Consider the following 16,833-nt stretch of genomic DNA (forward strand, 5'->3'; position numbering starts at 1 on the left):
TTGATTGATATTTGCATTAATAAAAGTTGTATAGTAAAATTAAGTTTAATTATTAAAATTAAACAATAGAATGTAGTTATTATCTGGTGATATTACTAGGTAGCAAGAAAATTATGATTAAATCAGTCTAATAGGGAGAGATGTTTATGTCTAAAAGAGATAATAAAAGAAAAATGTCCAAAAATAAAAAGGTAGTTCTATGGACATTAGGAGTTCTGTTATTCCTTTTATTAGGATTAATTGGTGGGGGATATTGGTACGCTAATATCATGCTAAATAAAGTTGAAAAGGTAGAAATTAATACTAATTCAGAAGAACTTGGAATTAAGCCAGAAGTAGAAGAAAAGTCTAAAGAAATTAGAAATATAGCTTTATTTGGTATTGATGCACCAGAAGGTGATGTTGGTAGATCTGACTCTATTATGATTTTAACTTTAGATAGTGTACATAATAAATTAAAGTTAACTTCTATTATGAGAGATTCTTATGTTAATATTCCAGGACGTGGTCTTGACAAAATAAATCATGCATATGCCTTTGGTGGTCCAGAACTAGCTGTTAGAACTTTAAATGAAAATTTTGATTTAAATATAAAGGAATTTATGGCAGTTGATTTTACGTCACTTCCAACAATTATAGACAATCTTGGAGGAGTTAATATTAACATAATACCAGAAGAAATATCTCATATACCAGGAGTAACTTCTGCTGGAAACCAAGTATTAAATGGTAAACAAGCTTTAGCATACTCAAGAATTAGATATGCTAGTGGTGGAGATTATAAGAGAACAGAAAGACAAAGAACTGTTGTAGATGCAATATTTAATAAATTAAAAGATACTACTTTAACAGAGTATCCTGCTCTTGTTAGTGAATTTTTACCTTTCGTAAAAACTAATATGTCACCAAATGAGATATTAACTTTAGGAAAGGATTTTAGTGGATTAATATCAAGTGGACTAGCGCAAGAGAGATTCCCAAGAGATAATCAAGGGGAAGGTCAAATGATAGATGGAGTATATTACTTAACTTTTGATAGAGATTTAGTAAGAAGTAGTGTGCATAACTATATATTTGAAGACAAGTAAGATTTCTTATTATTTTTAGACTTCGAGGTAACATTTTAAGCTGAGCTTGAGTCCAATTAATCTCCAAAGAAAAATAAGTATCAAATATTTTTAAAGGGGCTATTGTTTTAGTAGCCCCTTATTTTTATGAAAAAATTTATATAATTTTTAAAAACTTCTCATATCTGCATATATAGATAATGAGGAGGTGATAAACATGGCAGCAAGTTCAGTATTAGTAGGAAACAATTTAGCAGTAAGATACCAAGTAGGTGTTAATGCTAAGGGGAAAGATGTTTTTAAGGAACAAAGCTTTAAAAACATATCAGCTACTGCAACAGATGAGGAGCTAGTATTATTATCTGATGGTATAGAAAAACTTTTAGATTTTAATATTGGTACAATCAAAAAAGAGCAAACCTTTGTAATAACTAGAGGATAGTAGATTAATAGGAGTTATTACAAATAATAAAGAAAGGGGGAAGGGGAATGATTCAAAGAACTGCTACTATGGCATTTAAAGATGTTTCAGGAAAGAAGCTTAACCTAATAGTTAGAGATGTTAAGCAAGATGTTCAAGATGCAGATATTTCAGCGCTTATGGATTCTGTTATAGCTAAAAAGCTTATAAAAACAGAAGCAGGAGATATTGCTGAAAAATTTGCTGCACAGGTAGTTACTAAAGAAACAATTAAAGTTACACTTTAATTCACAAAGTAAAACAAGTTCGTTAATATTTAATGGGGATAAAGTTAAATAAGGTTATATTTACTAAGGATATAAAAGGGGGTCGCGTTTCGCGACCCCCTTTTATAATTATAGCGAGGTTACTAAAAACTACTTGTAAGGTTCCATACTTTTTTAGATGTGAAAGATATAAGAATGATTATTTATATATATGTAAACGTCTAGAATAGAAAAAATAAATCTGATTCTGAAACTTTGTTAATAATTTATCCATGTTATACTATGAAATGTAGGATAAAGTTGGAGGAGAGGGAAATATGAAAAAATGTCTTATGAAGTTTTTGTCTCTATTTGCTGTAATGACCCTTTTATTTGCTAGTGTTGGGTGTTCAGGTAAATCAGGTGTTAAATTTACACCAGGAGTATATACAGGAACTGCCGATGGTAAAAATGGTCCCGTTACAGTTGAAGTAGAGTTTACAAATACAGAAATTAAAAGTGTTAAAGTAGTTAGTCATTCAGAAACAGAAACTATTGCTGAAGCGGCAATTAACCAGTTACCAGAAAAAATTGTTTCAAATCAAAGTATAGGTGTTGATGCTATTTCTGGTGCTACATTAATGAGTGAGGCTATACTAAAAGCTGTTGAAGATTGTACTGTACAAGCTAATGGTGATGTTGAAAAATTAAAGCAAGTTAAAGAGATAGCTTCTAAAAAAGAAAATGAAGAAGTTAGTACTGATGTAGTTGTAATAGGTGCTGGTGCGGCTGGAACAGCAGCGGCTCTTTCAGCTGTGGATAATGGGGCAAAAGTTACTTTACTTGAGAAAACAGCAACACCTATGGGAGCTGGAACACTTGCAGGTGGTATGTTTGCTGCTGATTCAAAAGAGCAAAAGGAGAAAAATGCTACTGTAAGTAAAGAATGGCTATATAACGAATATCTTAAAGCTTCTGATGGGTTTATGAACTCATTATTAGTTCGTAAAATAATTGATGAATCAGGTCCTACTGTAGACTGGTTACAAGAAAATGGCTGTGAGTTAAATCTTGTTGATGCTGGAACAGGTGGAGGATATGAGCATATAGGAAAGCCTGCTACATTACATGGATATAAAGAAGGTGGAACAGTAGCTATAAATAAATTAATAGAATCATTTAAATCTAAAGGTGGAGACGTTAGGTTTGGTACACCAGCAAATGAATTAATTAAGGATTCTGATGGAAAAGTTACTGGAGTTAAGGCTACTAAGCCAGATGGATCAACTTTAACTGTTAATGCTAAAGCTGTTATAATAGCAACAGGTGGTTTTGGTGGAAACGATGAAATGTTAAAGGAATATATTGGTGATAGTTATACTAAAGGTGAAATTGCTCAAAACACAGGTGATGGAATTAAAATGGCTTGGGATGCAGGCGCTGATAAGTATGGAACAGATGTAACACAATATTTCTGGGAAAAGTTCACAGATGAAGAAAATGCTAAACTTGCTGAGGCAATAGGCGAAGCTTCATATATATTACCAAATCTTAGTAAATTTCCTAACTTAAGAGTAAATAAATTAGGACAACGTTTCTCAGATGAAACAAAAGCAACATTATATTCAATTCATGGTGCAGAAATTAGTGCACAACCAGAACAAACAGAATATGTAATTATTGACTCAAATATGTTAGATAAAGTTAAAGTATCAGGTACTGCAGCTATTGAAGAACAATTTGGTAAGTGGAAAGATAATTCACAATCTTTTATGGAGTTTAATGAGCCAAATGATACAGCTATGTTTTTAGAAGAAGAGCATACTCCGGTAGATTATGCTGCACTTTTAGATAAAGCATTAGGTACTGGTGCTGTATTTAAATCAGATACATTAGAAGGTCTTGCTAAGGAAATGGGTGTAGATGAATCAAAATTTGTAGCATCAGTTAAGCAATATAATGATTCTATAAAAAATGGAAGAGATGAATTATTCTTCTCAAATCCATCTAGATTAATATCAGTAGATAAAGCACCATATTATGCGGTTAAGTTCTCAGCAAGAAATTTAGGTACTTTAGGTGGAATTAGTATAAATGAAAATATAGAAGTAGTTAATAAAAAGGGAATGCCTATAGATGGATTCTATGCAGCTGGTGCTGATGCAGGTGGAATGTATGGTAAAGCATATGTTGATTTTGAAGGTGCAACTTTAGGATTTGCATATACATCAGGTAGAATAGCAGGAATTAATGCTGCAAAATATGTAAAGAGTAATTAGTTTTTAATAGAATTAATAGTTATTAAGAGAGATAGGTCATCTCTAGCCAAGCTAGAGATGACCTATTTTTAAATCTGTAGGAAAGTATAGAAGTTTAAAGTTGTGAAAATGTGATTATATAATACTTTTATTACCTTCAGTTTGTAAGTGGGCATATGTAAGTTTACGTTGACTTGGAGCGAAAGCGACGGAATAAGTAAATTTACATATGTCCACTCTTTAATGGCATAAAACTTCATTTAAGGCATAAATTGTGTTATCATAATAGAGGCTACTAAAGGATTTTAAGGGGATGATTTTATGCTAGAGTTAGGAGCTATAATAGATTGTTATAATACCTATGATCAAGGGGATATATATTTTGAGGTTTCTAAATCTATTTTAGAAAATTATAATAATCTTGATATGTCAAATTTACAATCTTGTGCAGATTCTCTACATATTTCAGTTTCAACATTAAATAGATTTATAAGACAAATGTATTATAGTAATTTTTCAGATTTTAGAAATTATATGAGTATGTCTGAGGAAAATTATTATTATGATGGTAAATATTTTCCGGGAGTAAATGAAAAAAATATTACTCCTATTGAATATGGACAAATTTTATGTGATGAAATAACAGAGGTCATGAGTGTGTTAGCTCAAAATAGCATTGAGTCTTTAGTATCGATGATTAAAGATAGTAAAGAGGTTATATTTATTGGGATTCAACTTACTTCAGAGGTATGGCGTCTACAAAGAGAATTGATTTTCATGGGTAAAAGGACAAGTGCTTTTTTAGACCCTAATTATCAAGTTTCTGAACTAGATAAGGTAGGACCTGATTCACTTGTAATTTGCTTGCAATATAATCGACAACAAGATAATCATAATGAAAGATTAATTAAAAAAGCAAAGAGCAAAGGGGCCAAAACGGCGTATATTGGAAACATAAAATTTAGAAGCATCGAACAAGATAGTGATATATCAATTGTTTATAAAGGAACAAATACAAATATTGATACGAATATGATGCATATGATATTGAATTATATAGGTAATTATTTAAGAAATATTATTTTAACACGATAAAAAATATCTAAAAGGACCTAACAAAACGTTAGGTCCTTTTAGAATTTATAGTAAGCCCATAATAAGCCACCTGAGGACTAATTAATTGAGGTTACATAGTAACTTCTTTTTGTCCTGATACTTTAAAGAAGATTAATAGGGATATAACGGTAACTATCAGTAGTATAGTTGCAAGGGCTGCTGCAACACCATAATTTCCTCTAATAACTTCAGTATATATGGCTATTGTCATTGTTTTAGTCTTTGCAGTATAAAGAATAATTGATGTACTAAGTTCAGTTATAATTGTAATCCAACTAAGGATTGCCCCGGAAATTACACCAGGTAACATAAGTGGTAGTGTAATTTTACTAAAGGTTTTTACGTTAGAGGCACCAAGGCTTATAGCTGCTTCTTCTGTATTTGTACCAATTTGATGTATTATAGCTGCACTAGATCTTATAGTGTATGGCAGTCTTCTAATTGCAAAGGCCAGTATCATTATAAAGGCCGTTCCACTTAAAAGTAATGGTTTTTTGTTAAAGGCAACTAATAATGAAATACCTAAAATTGAACCAGGAACTATATAAGGGAACATTGTAATAATATCTAATAAGTTTGTCATAACGTTACGCCTTCTAATAGTTACGTATGCTATTATTACAGCTAATATAATTATAATTATTAATGCTATTATAGCTAGTGAAAAAGTATTTTTTATTGAGCCACCAACTTTAGTAAAGGCATTTTTATAACTATTTAATGAATAACCTTCTTTAAATAATCTACCAGATGTATTTAGGAAGGAAGTATATATAACTGTTATTTGAGGTAGTAAAGCTAATAAAGTGAATATATAAACGTAAGCATGTGATAATATATTGCTAATTCCAGTTACTTTTTTAGCTTTTATTGGTCTAAGAGCACTCATAGTAAATGACTTTTTATTTGATATATATTTTTGCATTAAAAATACTGCTGTTGCAAAAACAATTACTATAACACTTATGGCAGCTGCAAAGCCATCATCGCCACCCATTTCACTTATAAATTCGTTAAAGATTAAAACAGGAACTGTTTGATAACCTTCACCTATAAGCATTGGAGTACCAAAATCGGCTAAAGCTCTCATAAATACAAGTAGTGCCCCAGCTAAAATTGTTGGCATAATTAAAGGCATAAGAACCTTTAGCATTTTTTTAATTCCAGTACAGCCCATACTTTCAGCTGCTTCTAGAAGTGAGTTGTCCACCTTCTTTAATGCACCTGATACATACATATATACAAGTGGAGTAAGCTGAAGGGTTAAAACTAAAAGTATTCCAGCAAATCCATATATATCAGGAGTAGGAAGATGAAGTGTGTTTTTTAGAAAGTTTGTTAATGCACCATTTCTTCCAAGTAATAATATCCATGAATAAGCACCTATAAAAGGAGCTTGCATTGATGATATAAGAATTAATATTTGAATAAGTCCCTTGCCTTTAATTTTTACAGTAGTCATTATATAAGCAAGAGGGGTAGCAACTAGTACACATAAGAATGTAACGCTAATTGTAACCTTTAAACTGTTAAATAACGCACTGTAGTAATAAGGTTTACTAAAGAACTTTTGAAAATATCCTAATGAAAATCCATGTGTATTTCCATCAACAAAACTCTTTGCAAGTAATGAAAATAAAGGGAAAATCAAAAATATTACATAAAATATAAAGATTAAACCTGTTAATGAAGTCCAAATATCTAAATTTTTATTTGCTTTATTTAATTTCATAAAATCACCTACTCACTTATCAATTAATTTGAAGCAGTAGCTGCAACAGAATATTTTTTAGTATAGTTTTCATCACCTTTATTACTAAATACATTAATCTTTTCTTTTTTAACAGTAAGATTAATCTCAGTTCCAGGTTTTAATATATTATTAATAGTTGATTCTTGGATTATTTCACAGGTTTCATTTGTATCTTTTATTTCAACGAAATAGTGAGTGTTTATTCCTAAGAAAATGCTAGATAAAATAGTAGCTTTAATTCCTTCATTTTCATTAGAAATTACAAATTCTTCAGGTCTTATAGATACAGTAACATCTAACTTATCATTATTATTTAATAAGTCTTTAGATAAATTATCCATTTCGATGTTGTAATTCTTAGATAATGAAAGAGTAACTTTTCCATTATTTAAAGAAATACTTCTTTTCATTATATTTGTGCTTCCAATAAATGAAGCAACGAATAAATTGCTAGGTCTTTGATAAATTTCTTGTGGAGTTCCAATTTGTTGAATAACTCCAGAATTCATAACAGCAATTCTATCTGAGACAGCCATAGCTTCTTCTTGGTCGTGAGTTACGTAAACAGTTGTAATACCAATTTGATTTTGAATTTCTTTAATTGCGTTACGCATATCTACACGTAATTTTGCATCTAGGTTTGAAAGGGGTTCATCCATTAAAAGAACATCTGGATGAATAACTATAGCACGAGCTAAGGCAACTCTTTGCTGTTGACCTCCTGATAAAGCCTCAGGAAGTCTATCTTTATAATCACTAATTTTTACAATATCAATTATTTCATCAACTTTTTTAGCTATTTCATCCTTAGGAACCTTTCTATTTTCAAGTCCAAAAGCTATGTTTTCTTTAACAGTTAAGTGTGGGAAAATAGCATAGTTTTGAAAAACCATTCCTATATTTCTTTTAGATGGAGGAACATTGTTAACGATAGTGTCATTGAATTTTATAGTGCCACCTTCTATGCTATTAAATCCCATAATCATTCTTAACAATGTTGTTTTTCCACAACCAGAAGGGCCTAGTAGTGTGAAAAATTCACCATTTTTAATTTCAAGATTTAGATTAGGAATAATTATGTTTTCACCATATTTTTTTATTATATTTTCACATGTAATACATCTACTCATTTTCGAATATTCCTCCTATAAATAATTTATTTAATATTAATTTTTAGCATTTGTAAATATTTCAGTATATTTTTCAGCTATTTCTTTCTTATGTTCAAATACATAATTTCTATCTTCTTCTAATAATTTAATATCTTTTAATGGTTTCATATAATCAGCAAGTTCAGCATCTTTTCTTAAAGGTCTTATAGTTAATTGAGTACCAAAAGCATCTTGAGCTTTCTTTGAAGTTAAAAAGTCCATAAATAACTTAGCGTTGTCCATATTTTTAGCACCCTTAATTATTGCAGAACCAGGATCTAGGAAAACTGCACCTTCTTCAGGGTAAACAACTTCAACGTTTCCACCATTTTTGACATAGCTTACAGATGGATCTTCATAAGTTAAACCAACAACAAATTCACCATCAGCAACACTTTTGTGAACAGCACCTGAACCATTAGCAACTTTACCATCTAAATTAGCAACTAAAGATTTAACATAATTCCAACCAGCATCAGATGTGTAATCACCACCCATTGCAAGTAATATGTTAGTTAATTGAGCAAAAGAAGAACTTGAAGTTGCAGGATCAGAAGCAGCTATTTTACCTTTAAGCTCAGGGTTTAATAAGTCTTTATAACCTTTTATTTTTATATTACCAATTAGATTTTTATTAACTAATAGTACGCTTCCATCAGAACCGTAAGTAGTTACATAACCATTAACATTTCTATGACCTTCAACTAAATCATCATTATATTTAGCAACATATGGTTCAAAAAGATCAGGGTTTTGAACATATTGAGCCATTGAACCACCAAATATTACGTCAGCATAAGAATTATCCTTTTCTGATTGTAGACGTTTAAATAATTCGCCTGTTCCAGCACTTACTAGTTCAACTGTTATACCAGTTTCATCTTCAAATAAAGGTACTATAGTGTTAACTATGTCTTCACTATTAGGTGAGTAAACAACAAGCTTTTTAGAGCCGTCTTTGGTTTGTGCTGAGTCCTTTCCACCACCACAACCTACAAAAGTACCAACTGTTATTACAGTAGCAGTTAAAAGAGCAATAATTTTTTTCATCATAAAATCCCCCTTAAATTTAAAAATTTTAACAATTCTATTTTAATAAAAAGGTTTTCATAAATAAATGTCAAAATAAATAAATATAGTGTAAAATAGAAAACAGATTTACGAAGGAGAAATATAATATGGTAAAGGGAGCTAAAAAGGTAAGAAATTTTGAAGATTCAATAAGATACATGTTTTTAAGGTATTCATTAATGTCGATAGTTATAGCATTAGTATTATTTTCAATATTTGTAGTTGTAATGCTAAAGATAAATATTATTATTAATACAACTCAAGCAAATAAAATCATAAATGAGAACATTAGTAAGTTATATGAGAATTATTATAATGAAATTAATAATGTATCATCTTCTGCTAATTTAGTAAATTATATTAAAACTAAAGAAGATGGAAATCTTATTTTTGATGAGTTTTATAAATTTAACAAAGATCAAAATGTAAAGGGTGTATTTGAGGTAGTAGATACAAGTGGAAACTTTATAATATCTACAGCATATTCGGATTCTAATTTTGATGCAGATGGATATATACGTAGAAATATAATACCTAAGCTAAAAGAAAAACCAGATCAGACTTATGTGGAAGAGAATTTTATTAAGTATCAAAATGACAGTACAGCTATTACCTTTGCTAAAGCTGTAAAGGATAACAACGAAATAATTGGTTATGCTCTTTTAATGGTATTTAAGTCACCATTAGAAGAAATGCTCTTTGTAAAAAATAATGAGCTTGCAGTTTTTACAGATAAAAGAAATAGAGTTATTGCAACTACGAACAATTCAGTTAAAGGACTTGTAAATAAGTTTAATCCACAAGTTGCAAAAGGAAATAAAATAGAAAATGTAGATGCTTTAGAATCAGGTAGTTATTATATGAAGAAAACAACTTTACCTGGGTCTAAATTTAATATTTACACTTTAAATTCCTCGGAAATAAAAAATACATTATTTATTGTTTATGGAGCCTTTTTAATGATAGTAGGCTTTCTATTCTGGTTTTTATTAAATCACTTAGCAAATAGGATGTCAAAAGAAAATACTAAGTCAATAGACAAGCTTATTTGTGCAGTTAATAAGTTGAAAACTGGGGATACTTCCCATTATGTTAACATAAAAACTGGGGATGAGTTTGAAGTCCTTGGGGATGAATATAATTCTATGTTAGATACATTAAATTCTTTAATGATAAAAAATAAAGAACTATCTAAATTAAAATATCAAAGTGAAATGAAGCTACTACAATCACAATTTAATCCTCATTTTATATTCAACATACTAGAAACATTAAGGTATTCAATATATATAGCACCAAAGGATACAGAAAAGATAATAATAAAGCTAGCAAGTTTATTAAGGTATAGCATAAATTATGAGGCTGATAGAGTAACTTTAGATAAGGATATTTGTTATATAGAAGATTTTTTAGAGTTAAATAAATTTAGGTTTAAGGACATGCTTAATTATAATTTTTTTATAACTGATAAAGCAAAAGAAGCTTTAGTACCAAAGTTATTAATACAAACTTTAGTAGAAAACTCAATAAAATATGGTTATATAACAAAGGACAGCCTTAAGATAGATATTATATGTGAAAATAAGGAAGATAAACTAATAATAGAAGTGAAAGATAATGGATCAGGAATGAATGAAGAAACATTAAAAGAGGTTCAAGAAATAATATCAAAGGTTGAAAATAATTCTAATCATATAGGATTACATAATTTATATAGAAGGCTTGAGCTATTTTATGGAGAAAATAAAAGCTTTGAAATTTCTAGTACTTTGGGGGTAGGTACTAGTATAAAAATAGAATTACCCTATGAATTATGAATTTATAGTAAGAATACTTTGAAGATAAAAATATGAACAATGGATGGAGAAATAACTATGTATAAGGTTTTAATTATAGAAGATGAAGAAATGATAAGAAAAGGGTTAATTTATACTTATGAATGGGAAGAGCAAGATTTAATAGTAGTAGGAGAAGCTGTAAATGGGATAGAAGGGTTAGAAAAAATAGAAAGCTTAAAGCCAGATATAGTTATAGTAGATGTAAATATGCCTATAATGACTGGAATAGAGATGCTTGAAAAATCAGTAGATAAATATATATTTAGTGCAATAATACTTTCAGGCTATGCAGAATTTTCTTTAGCTAAAAAGGCTGTTCATTTAGATGTAGCAGAATATCTTTTAAAGCCTGTAGATAAAGAACAATTAAAAATAGCTTTAGAAAAAGCTAAGGAACAAGTAGAGCTTAGAAAACAAGCTAAGATTATAAAGGAAGAATATAAAGATATAGATGAATTTTCATGTTTAAAACCAAATTTAATAAAAGATAAAAAGAAAACATCTAAATATGTTTTGAAGATGATAGATTATGTTAATGAAAATTATAAAGAAAAAATAAGCATTCAAGATTTAGTTGAAATACTATGTGTAAGCTCAACCTTTTTAAATAATGAATTCAAAAAGGAAACAACATATACCTTTAATGACTATTTAAATAGGTATAGGATAAATAAAGCAATAATATTAATGAAGGAAGGTGATGAAAAAATATATAATATTGCATCAGAGGTCGGCTTTAAGGATTATAGGTATTTTATTAATGTATTTAAGAAATATACAAATTGTACTCCAACTGAATTTAGGTAATATATCTGGAATAAGAAATAATATGAACAATATGTAAATAGATACTATTGTAAATGAATGAATAAAAAAATATGATATAATTATTCAAATATCTACATTAGTACTTTAGTATGAATGTTTTATTAATATTATTTTTTAGAAAGGTTGTGGATAATGATAGATTTTATTTATAATAATTTATCTATACTAGGAGCATTTGTTTTTTGGTATCCGTTAATAATGTCTCTGTTTTGGATTTCTGGAGCAGTAATATTTTCATTTTATAGAGAAAAACATATTGAGTTAAATATAGAAGAAATATCATGGCCTAAAATTAGCATTTTAGTACCATGTTTTAATGAAGAAGAAACTATAAGAGAAACAATAGAAAATCTACTAAATTTATCATATCCAGATTATGAGATTATTGCTATTAATGATGGAAGCACAGATGGTACAATAGAAATTTTAAAGGATATAGCTAAAAATGAAGAAAAGTTAAAAGTTATCCATTCAGTGCAAAATAAAGGTAAGGCAAATGCTTTGCATATTGGTGCTTTTGCTTCAACATCAGAATATTTATTATGTATAGATTCTGATGCTTTAATAGAAGACAGTGCCCCTTACTATTTAATTAACCATTTTATTAATAAAGGTGAAAGAGTAGGTGCTGTTACAGGAAATCCAAGAATAAGAAATAGGGATACTTTATTATCTCGTATGCAAATTGTTGAATATTCTTCTATTATTGGATCTATTAAAAGAACTCAAAGAATACTAGGAAAGGTTATGACAGTATCAGGTGTCATTGTAGCTTTTAGAAAAAAGGCATTAATGGATGTAGGAATGTGGGATAGAGATATGATTACAGAAGATATAGCTATTTCATGGAAACTGCAAAAAAGATTTTGGGATATAAGATACGAACCAAGGGCTTTATGCTGGATGTTAGTTCCTGAGACTTTAAAGGGAATATGGAAACAAAGAGTTAGATGGTCTCAAGGTGGACAAGAAGTAGTCCTTAGACATTGGGATATATTTAAAGATTGGAGACAGAGGAGACTTTGGCCAATATATATTGAGCAAATTCTTAGTATTATATGGGCATTTATGTGGTTAATTATTACTGTTATTTACATATTAAAAGCTAAAGATTTTCAAGAAATTATGATGTGGTTTGCATTTAATTCTTTTGCATTAGTAATGTTAAGCCATGTCCAATTAATAATATCCATAATAAATGACTCAAGATATGATAAAGTGGCAAGATACTATATTTGGGCAGCATGGTATCCAGCTATTTATTGGATGATAAATACTTTTGTTGTAATTGCTGCAACACCGAAAGCAATAAAGTCGAGAATAAGGGGAGGCTATGCTGTGTGGACCTCGCCAGATAGGGGGCATAGAAGTAGTATTTAATGAATAATTTTATAATTAAATCGAAACAAAATCCTTTTAAAAAATTATTAACTATAATATTAACATTAGTTATGTGGATTTACTCTATTGTAGTTTTTTATTTTTTTATAAGTGCTGTGTTTAATGAAAATGATAAATACATATCTGCTGTAAAGGAAGCTTTAAAAATGACAAATAATGATATTAATATGTTTTTAATAATTGTATTTTTATTACTAATTATGAGCTTTTTAATATTGATTATTTGGAGAACATATAACAAAAAAAAATTTGGAAAGCTAAATAGAAGAGTATATCCTAAAAATACAACAAAAGAGGAAATGCTCAGTTTAAATTTAATATCTGAGAAAAACTTCAATAAGCTACAAGAACATGGAGTTCTAATTTTTGAAGAGAATCCAATAAAAGAATTAGAACGAGGTAAGAAATTTGAAAAAAAGAAATAAGATTATTTTAATAGGGTTAGTAATATTATTAGTAGCTTTTAAATGTTATCAAATGATTATTTTAGATTCTAAAGAAGATGAAACTTTGAAAGAAATAACTTCAGAAAATATTTGTGTTGCATTAAATTATCATAGAGTGAAGAAGCCTAAAATATGGTTTAAAAGTATAGAAGCTATAACTAATTCTAAAGAATTATCTAAATATAATGTATATGAAGATGATTTTAAAAAGCAAATGACTATGTTAAAAGAACAAGGTGCATATTTTGCAACATTAGATGAAATGATTAAATTTAGAGAAGAAGGGAATTTTCCGGAAAAGTGTGTATGGATTTCTTTTGATGATGTGGATAAAAGTGTGTATGAAAATGCATTTCCAATTTTAAAAGAAATGAGTATTCCATTTACTTTATTTGTTATAGCTGGACAAGTAGGAAATAATGATTTTAATAACTTACAAATGGCAACTTGGGATGATTTAAGAGAAATGAAAGATAGTGGACTAGCATCCTTTGGTTCTCATTCTTATGATATGCATTATTTAGAAGATGATAAAGCAGTTTTCTTAGAGGAGAGTAAATATACAGAGTTTAAAGAAGATATAATAAAAAGCAAAGAAGTAATAGAAAATAACTTACAAGTGGAAGTTAAAGCTATAGCATATCCTTTTGGAGAAACTTCAGATGAAATAACTAATATTGCAAAGGAAGCAGGCTTTGAAGAAGCTTTTATCCTTAGTTCATTACCTATAACACCTAATTCAGATCCATATTATCAAAATAGATACTTAATAGATAATGTAGCTTTTGATCAGGTTATTATTCCATGGATAGAAAATAATTAGATTTAATAAAAAGCATTAGATTAATGAGATTCTAAAAACTTGCTCATATGTGATTATGCAACTATCATATCAACAAAAATACATAACAGAGCGACAATTAAAAGTAAATAGCATTAACAAATAGGCTGTATCAAAAGTTTTTTGATACAGCCTATTTTTATCTTTTTATAAGTAAGTCTTTGTCAAACAATGACTATATAACTAACACTATGTAAAATATTATAAAATAATATATATAAAAGTAATATTTAATATAAAAATTAAAGAAATTTTAAAAACAATTTAAAATTACATATAATTATTGAGAAATGAAGAAAATAATGGTAAAATACCTTGGGGGTTATAAGAGGAGGATATTGACGTGAAAAAATTTAAAACACTTGTTGCCAGTATTATAACTTACATAATGGTAACAACATTAATTCCAACAAATTTAATAGGGGTGGTAGCTAAAGCTGCAGAAAATCAAAATGTAAACATTATTGAAAATGATTTATATTTAAGAACTGCTGCACAATATGGTGATAAAGCATTAGTTACTTACGGGATAAAAACAGAAGATAATAAAAGTGCTATTAGAATATCATTATTTGATAAGGGTCAAGAGAAAGTAATAAAAGAATTAGTAGCTACAGATGGGAAGACTGCATGGTCAATTGAAGGAAAGTCAGAAGAAGGAAAGGCTACATTTACAGTTTATAATGTAGCTGAAAATGGAATTCATTTTGAATATGATTTTAAAACAAGTGAATTAAAGCAAGTTGATAAAGTTACTAGCAATAATGGTGACTATTCTTGGAGCTCTAATTATACAGATGATATGGATCTTAAGCTAAGCGTACTAGATAAGGTAAACAAAAAATATAATAAAAATTATAAATTAGATGATAAAAATAGAAAAGAAATAGTATTTGTAGATGTTCTTAATATTAAAATTGAGCAAGACGGTAAAGTGTTAGAAGGAATAGAGTTTGAGTGTAGTGTAGAAAAACCAGAACTAGCTTCGCATGAAGCATATAGAGGAATCATAATAAAAGATATGGATATTATAAATAGAGATATTTATTTAAATTCATATTATGATGGAAAGTCTAAGGAATTTAAAATTTTATCATCAGATGATGATTTTAATAGTTATGATTATATAACTATATCAATTGATGGTACTGTAAATAAGGAGAGAATTGTACTAGACGAATATGCATATTTATCTAATAAAATAGAAGCTACAATTAATGACTTAACATATATGAAAGGTAGTACTTTCCCTGAACAACATTTATATGAATTCAAGAAAGAAAATAATGAATATCATGTAAAAAATGTATACAATTTATTCAATGGTTATAATAATGTAGTTGTAGACAAAAATAATAATTTATGGTTTTTAAATGGTAGTCCTGATAAGGTAAATGTAAACAAAATAGAAAATGGACAAATGATTACAGTTTATGAATTAGATGCTACAAAAATTGCTGATCAGTTTATGCAATTATATGTTTATGATGAAAATAATATAATAGTTGCATCTCCTATGGGATCAATTATGATCAGCTCTAAGGATAATACAGGAAATCCAAATGAAGGTAATAACAACAATCAAGGAGATAATAATCAGGGAAACAACAACCAAGGAAGTGGAAATGGCGGAAATAACAATTCAGGAAGCGATAATGTAACTATTAAGCCTATAGAAAATGGACAAGCTAAAGTTGAAGTAGCTACTGTTAATGCTAATGGGGAAAATAAAATAGACTTACAATTAGATGATTCAGCTAAAGGTGTAGATGTTACTTTTAATGATATTAATTCAATTAAAAATGGAACTGGTTCTATAGCTTTAAATATTAATAATAAAGTAAATATGAATTTACCTTTTTCATTAATAGATAAGAGTCTTTTAGATGGAGCAACAGGTTTAACAGTAAATTTAAATACTATTGTTGATTCTGAAATAGTTAAAGGGTTAAATGCTGTAAATAGGGTATATGATTTTAATTTAACTATAAATAAAGAAAATGGACCTGTTTCTATTCATAATTTTGCAAATGGTGTTGCAGAAATAAAAATAAGTGTAACTGATGAAGATTTAAAAGGATTAGATAGAAATAACCTTTCAGTTTTCTACTATAATGAAGAAACTAAGAAATTCGAAGAAGTTGAAACAACAGTTAATGGAAATGAAATAACTTTTAAAACTTCACACTTCTCTAAATATGTAATTGGAGAAAAATCTTTAGGTGAATTAGCTAATAATGGATCTTCAAACACACAAATATTACCAAATACAGGAGCTGTTGTATCAAGTACTGTAATAGCTCTTATAGGATTATTATTAGTAGCAGCTGGAATTACATTAAATTCTAGAAGAAAGAGAAAGACAGTATAATATATGAAGAGGAGTGGTGCTAACTA

At 28.5% G+C, this 16,833-nt stretch carries 14 protein-coding genes; 11 read left to right on the plus strand and 3 right to left on the minus strand.

Annotated features, from left to right (window positions below; translation table 11 throughout):
* Window positions 1-146: 146 nt before the first annotated feature.
* The 5 genes from ACYUEX_RS00855 (at window position 147) to ACYUEX_RS00875 (ending at window position 5,086) form a co-directional block, all read left to right on the plus strand.
* Complete coding sequence (locus ACYUEX_RS00855; RefSeq protein ID WP_460286138.1) at window positions 147-1,088, plus strand: LCP family protein; 942 nt, start codon at window positions 147-149, stop codon at window positions 1,086-1,088.
* A gap of 196 nt (window positions 1,089-1,284) precedes the next feature.
* Entirely contained in the window at window positions 1,285-1,509 is a 225-nt protein-coding gene (locus tag ACYUEX_RS00860; RefSeq protein WP_411169824.1) for a DUF1659 domain-containing protein, read from the plus strand.
* A gap of 47 nt (window positions 1,510-1,556) precedes the next feature.
* Complete coding sequence (locus ACYUEX_RS00865) at window positions 1,557-1,775, plus strand: DUF2922 domain-containing protein (RefSeq protein WP_460286139.1); 219 nt, start codon at window positions 1,557-1,559, stop codon at window positions 1,773-1,775.
* A 296-nt stretch (window positions 1,776-2,071) separates the two neighbouring features.
* Complete coding sequence (locus tag ACYUEX_RS00870) at window positions 2,072-4,012, plus strand: FAD-dependent oxidoreductase (RefSeq protein WP_460286140.1); 1,941 nt, start codon at window positions 2,072-2,074, stop codon at window positions 4,010-4,012.
* Between the two features lie 300 nt (window positions 4,013-4,312).
* Complete coding sequence (locus ACYUEX_RS00875) at window positions 4,313-5,086, plus strand: MurR/RpiR family transcriptional regulator (protein WP_460286141.1); 774 nt, start codon at window positions 4,313-4,315, stop codon at window positions 5,084-5,086.
* Between the two features lie 91 nt (window positions 5,087-5,177).
* Here ACYUEX_RS00875 and ACYUEX_RS00880 read toward each other — a convergent pair whose 3' ends face one another.
* From ACYUEX_RS00880 to ACYUEX_RS00890, 3 genes are read right to left on the minus strand one after another with little or no spacing between them, the layout of a single operon-like run.
* Window positions 5,178-6,839, minus strand: coding sequence for an ABC transporter permease (locus ACYUEX_RS00880; protein WP_460286142.1), 1,662 nt, complete (start codon window positions 6,837-6,839; stop codon window positions 5,178-5,180).
* Window positions 6,840-6,862: 23 nt separating this feature from the next.
* Window positions 6,863-7,990, minus strand: coding sequence for an ABC transporter ATP-binding protein (locus ACYUEX_RS00885; protein ID WP_460286143.1), 1,128 nt, complete (start codon window positions 7,988-7,990; stop codon window positions 6,863-6,865).
* Window positions 7,991-8,026: 36 nt separating this feature from the next.
* Window positions 8,027-9,064, minus strand: coding sequence for an ABC transporter substrate-binding protein (locus ACYUEX_RS00890; protein WP_460286144.1), 1,038 nt, complete (start codon window positions 9,062-9,064; stop codon window positions 8,027-8,029).
* 125 nt (window positions 9,065-9,189) lie between these two features.
* On the opposite strand from ACYUEX_RS00890, the gene ACYUEX_RS00895 reads away from it, so the two are divergent.
* From ACYUEX_RS00895 to ACYUEX_RS00920, 6 genes are all read left to right on the plus strand, one after another.
* A complete protein-coding gene (locus tag ACYUEX_RS00895; protein WP_460286145.1) occupies window positions 9,190-10,899 on the plus strand; it encodes a sensor histidine kinase in 1,710 nt (569 codons plus the stop codon).
* A gap of 57 nt (window positions 10,900-10,956) precedes the next feature.
* Complete coding sequence (locus tag ACYUEX_RS00900) at window positions 10,957-11,727, plus strand: response regulator transcription factor (RefSeq protein ID WP_460286146.1); 771 nt, start codon at window positions 10,957-10,959, stop codon at window positions 11,725-11,727.
* A 153-nt stretch (window positions 11,728-11,880) separates the two neighbouring features.
* Window positions 11,881-13,128 carry a poly-beta-1,6-N-acetyl-D-glucosamine synthase gene (gene pgaC / locus ACYUEX_RS00905; protein ID WP_460286147.1) on the plus strand — a complete coding sequence of 416 codons (1,248 nt, stop codon included), beginning with the start codon at window positions 11,881-11,883 and terminating at the stop codon, window positions 13,126-13,128.
* Window positions 13,128-13,574, plus strand: a complete 447-nt coding sequence (gene pgaD, locus ACYUEX_RS00910) for a poly-beta-1,6-N-acetyl-D-glucosamine biosynthesis protein PgaD (RefSeq protein WP_460286148.1) — start codon at window positions 13,128-13,130, stop codon at window positions 13,572-13,574. Before pgaC ends, pgaD begins: the two co-directional genes overlap by 1 nt.
* Window positions 13,558-14,418 (plus strand): polysaccharide deacetylase family protein, encoded by an 861-nt coding sequence (locus ACYUEX_RS00915; RefSeq protein ID WP_460286149.1) that lies wholly within the window; start codon window positions 13,558-13,560, stop codon window positions 14,416-14,418. Before pgaD ends, ACYUEX_RS00915 begins: the two co-directional genes overlap by 17 nt.
* Window positions 14,419-14,779: 361 nt before the next feature.
* A complete protein-coding gene (locus ACYUEX_RS00920) occupies window positions 14,780-16,807 on the plus strand; it encodes an LPXTG cell wall anchor domain-containing protein (RefSeq protein ID WP_460286150.1) in 2,028 nt (675 codons plus the stop codon).
* Window positions 16,808-16,833 lie beyond the last annotated feature (26 nt).

The organism is Clostridium sp. CTA-7, assembly GCF_054768095.1.

Excerpts from the sequence above, each read along its gene's own strand:
- ACYUEX_RS00855 (WP_460286138.1), top strand. The coding sequence starts at position 147 with ATGTCTAAAAGAGATAATAAAAGAAAAATGTCCAAAAATAAAAAGGTA.
- ACYUEX_RS00875 (WP_460286141.1), top strand. The coding sequence starts at position 4,313 with ATGCTAGAGTTAGGAGCTATAATAGATTGTTATAATACCTATGATCAA.
- ACYUEX_RS00870 (WP_460286140.1), top strand. The coding sequence starts at position 2,072 with ATGAAAAAATGTCTTATGAAGTTTTTGTCTCTATTTGCTGTAATGACC.
- ACYUEX_RS00890 (WP_460286144.1), bottom strand. The coding sequence starts at position 9,064 with ATGATGAAAAAAATTATTGCTCTTTTAACTGCTACTGTAATAACAGTT.
- pgaC (WP_460286147.1), top strand. The coding sequence starts at position 11,881 with ATGATAGATTTTATTTATAATAATTTATCTATACTAGGAGCATTTGTT.
- ACYUEX_RS00895 (WP_460286145.1), top strand. The coding sequence starts at position 9,190 with ATGGTAAAGGGAGCTAAAAAGGTAAGAAATTTTGAAGATTCAATAAGA.
- ACYUEX_RS00900 (WP_460286146.1), top strand. The coding sequence starts at position 10,957 with ATGTATAAGGTTTTAATTATAGAAGATGAAGAAATGATAAGAAAAGGG.
- ACYUEX_RS00860 (WP_411169824.1), top strand. The coding sequence starts at position 1,285 with ATGGCAGCAAGTTCAGTATTAGTAGGAAACAATTTAGCAGTAAGATAC.
- pgaD (WP_460286148.1), top strand. The coding sequence starts at position 13,128 with ATGAATAATTTTATAATTAAATCGAAACAAAATCCTTTTAAAAAATTA.
- ACYUEX_RS00885 (WP_460286143.1), bottom strand. The coding sequence starts at position 7,990 with ATGAGTAGATGTATTACATGTGAAAATATAATAAAAAAATATGGTGAA.
- ACYUEX_RS00865 (WP_460286139.1), top strand. The coding sequence starts at position 1,557 with ATGATTCAAAGAACTGCTACTATGGCATTTAAAGATGTTTCAGGAAAG.
- ACYUEX_RS00880 (WP_460286142.1), bottom strand. The coding sequence starts at position 6,839 with ATGAAATTAAATAAAGCAAATAAAAATTTAGATATTTGGACTTCATTA.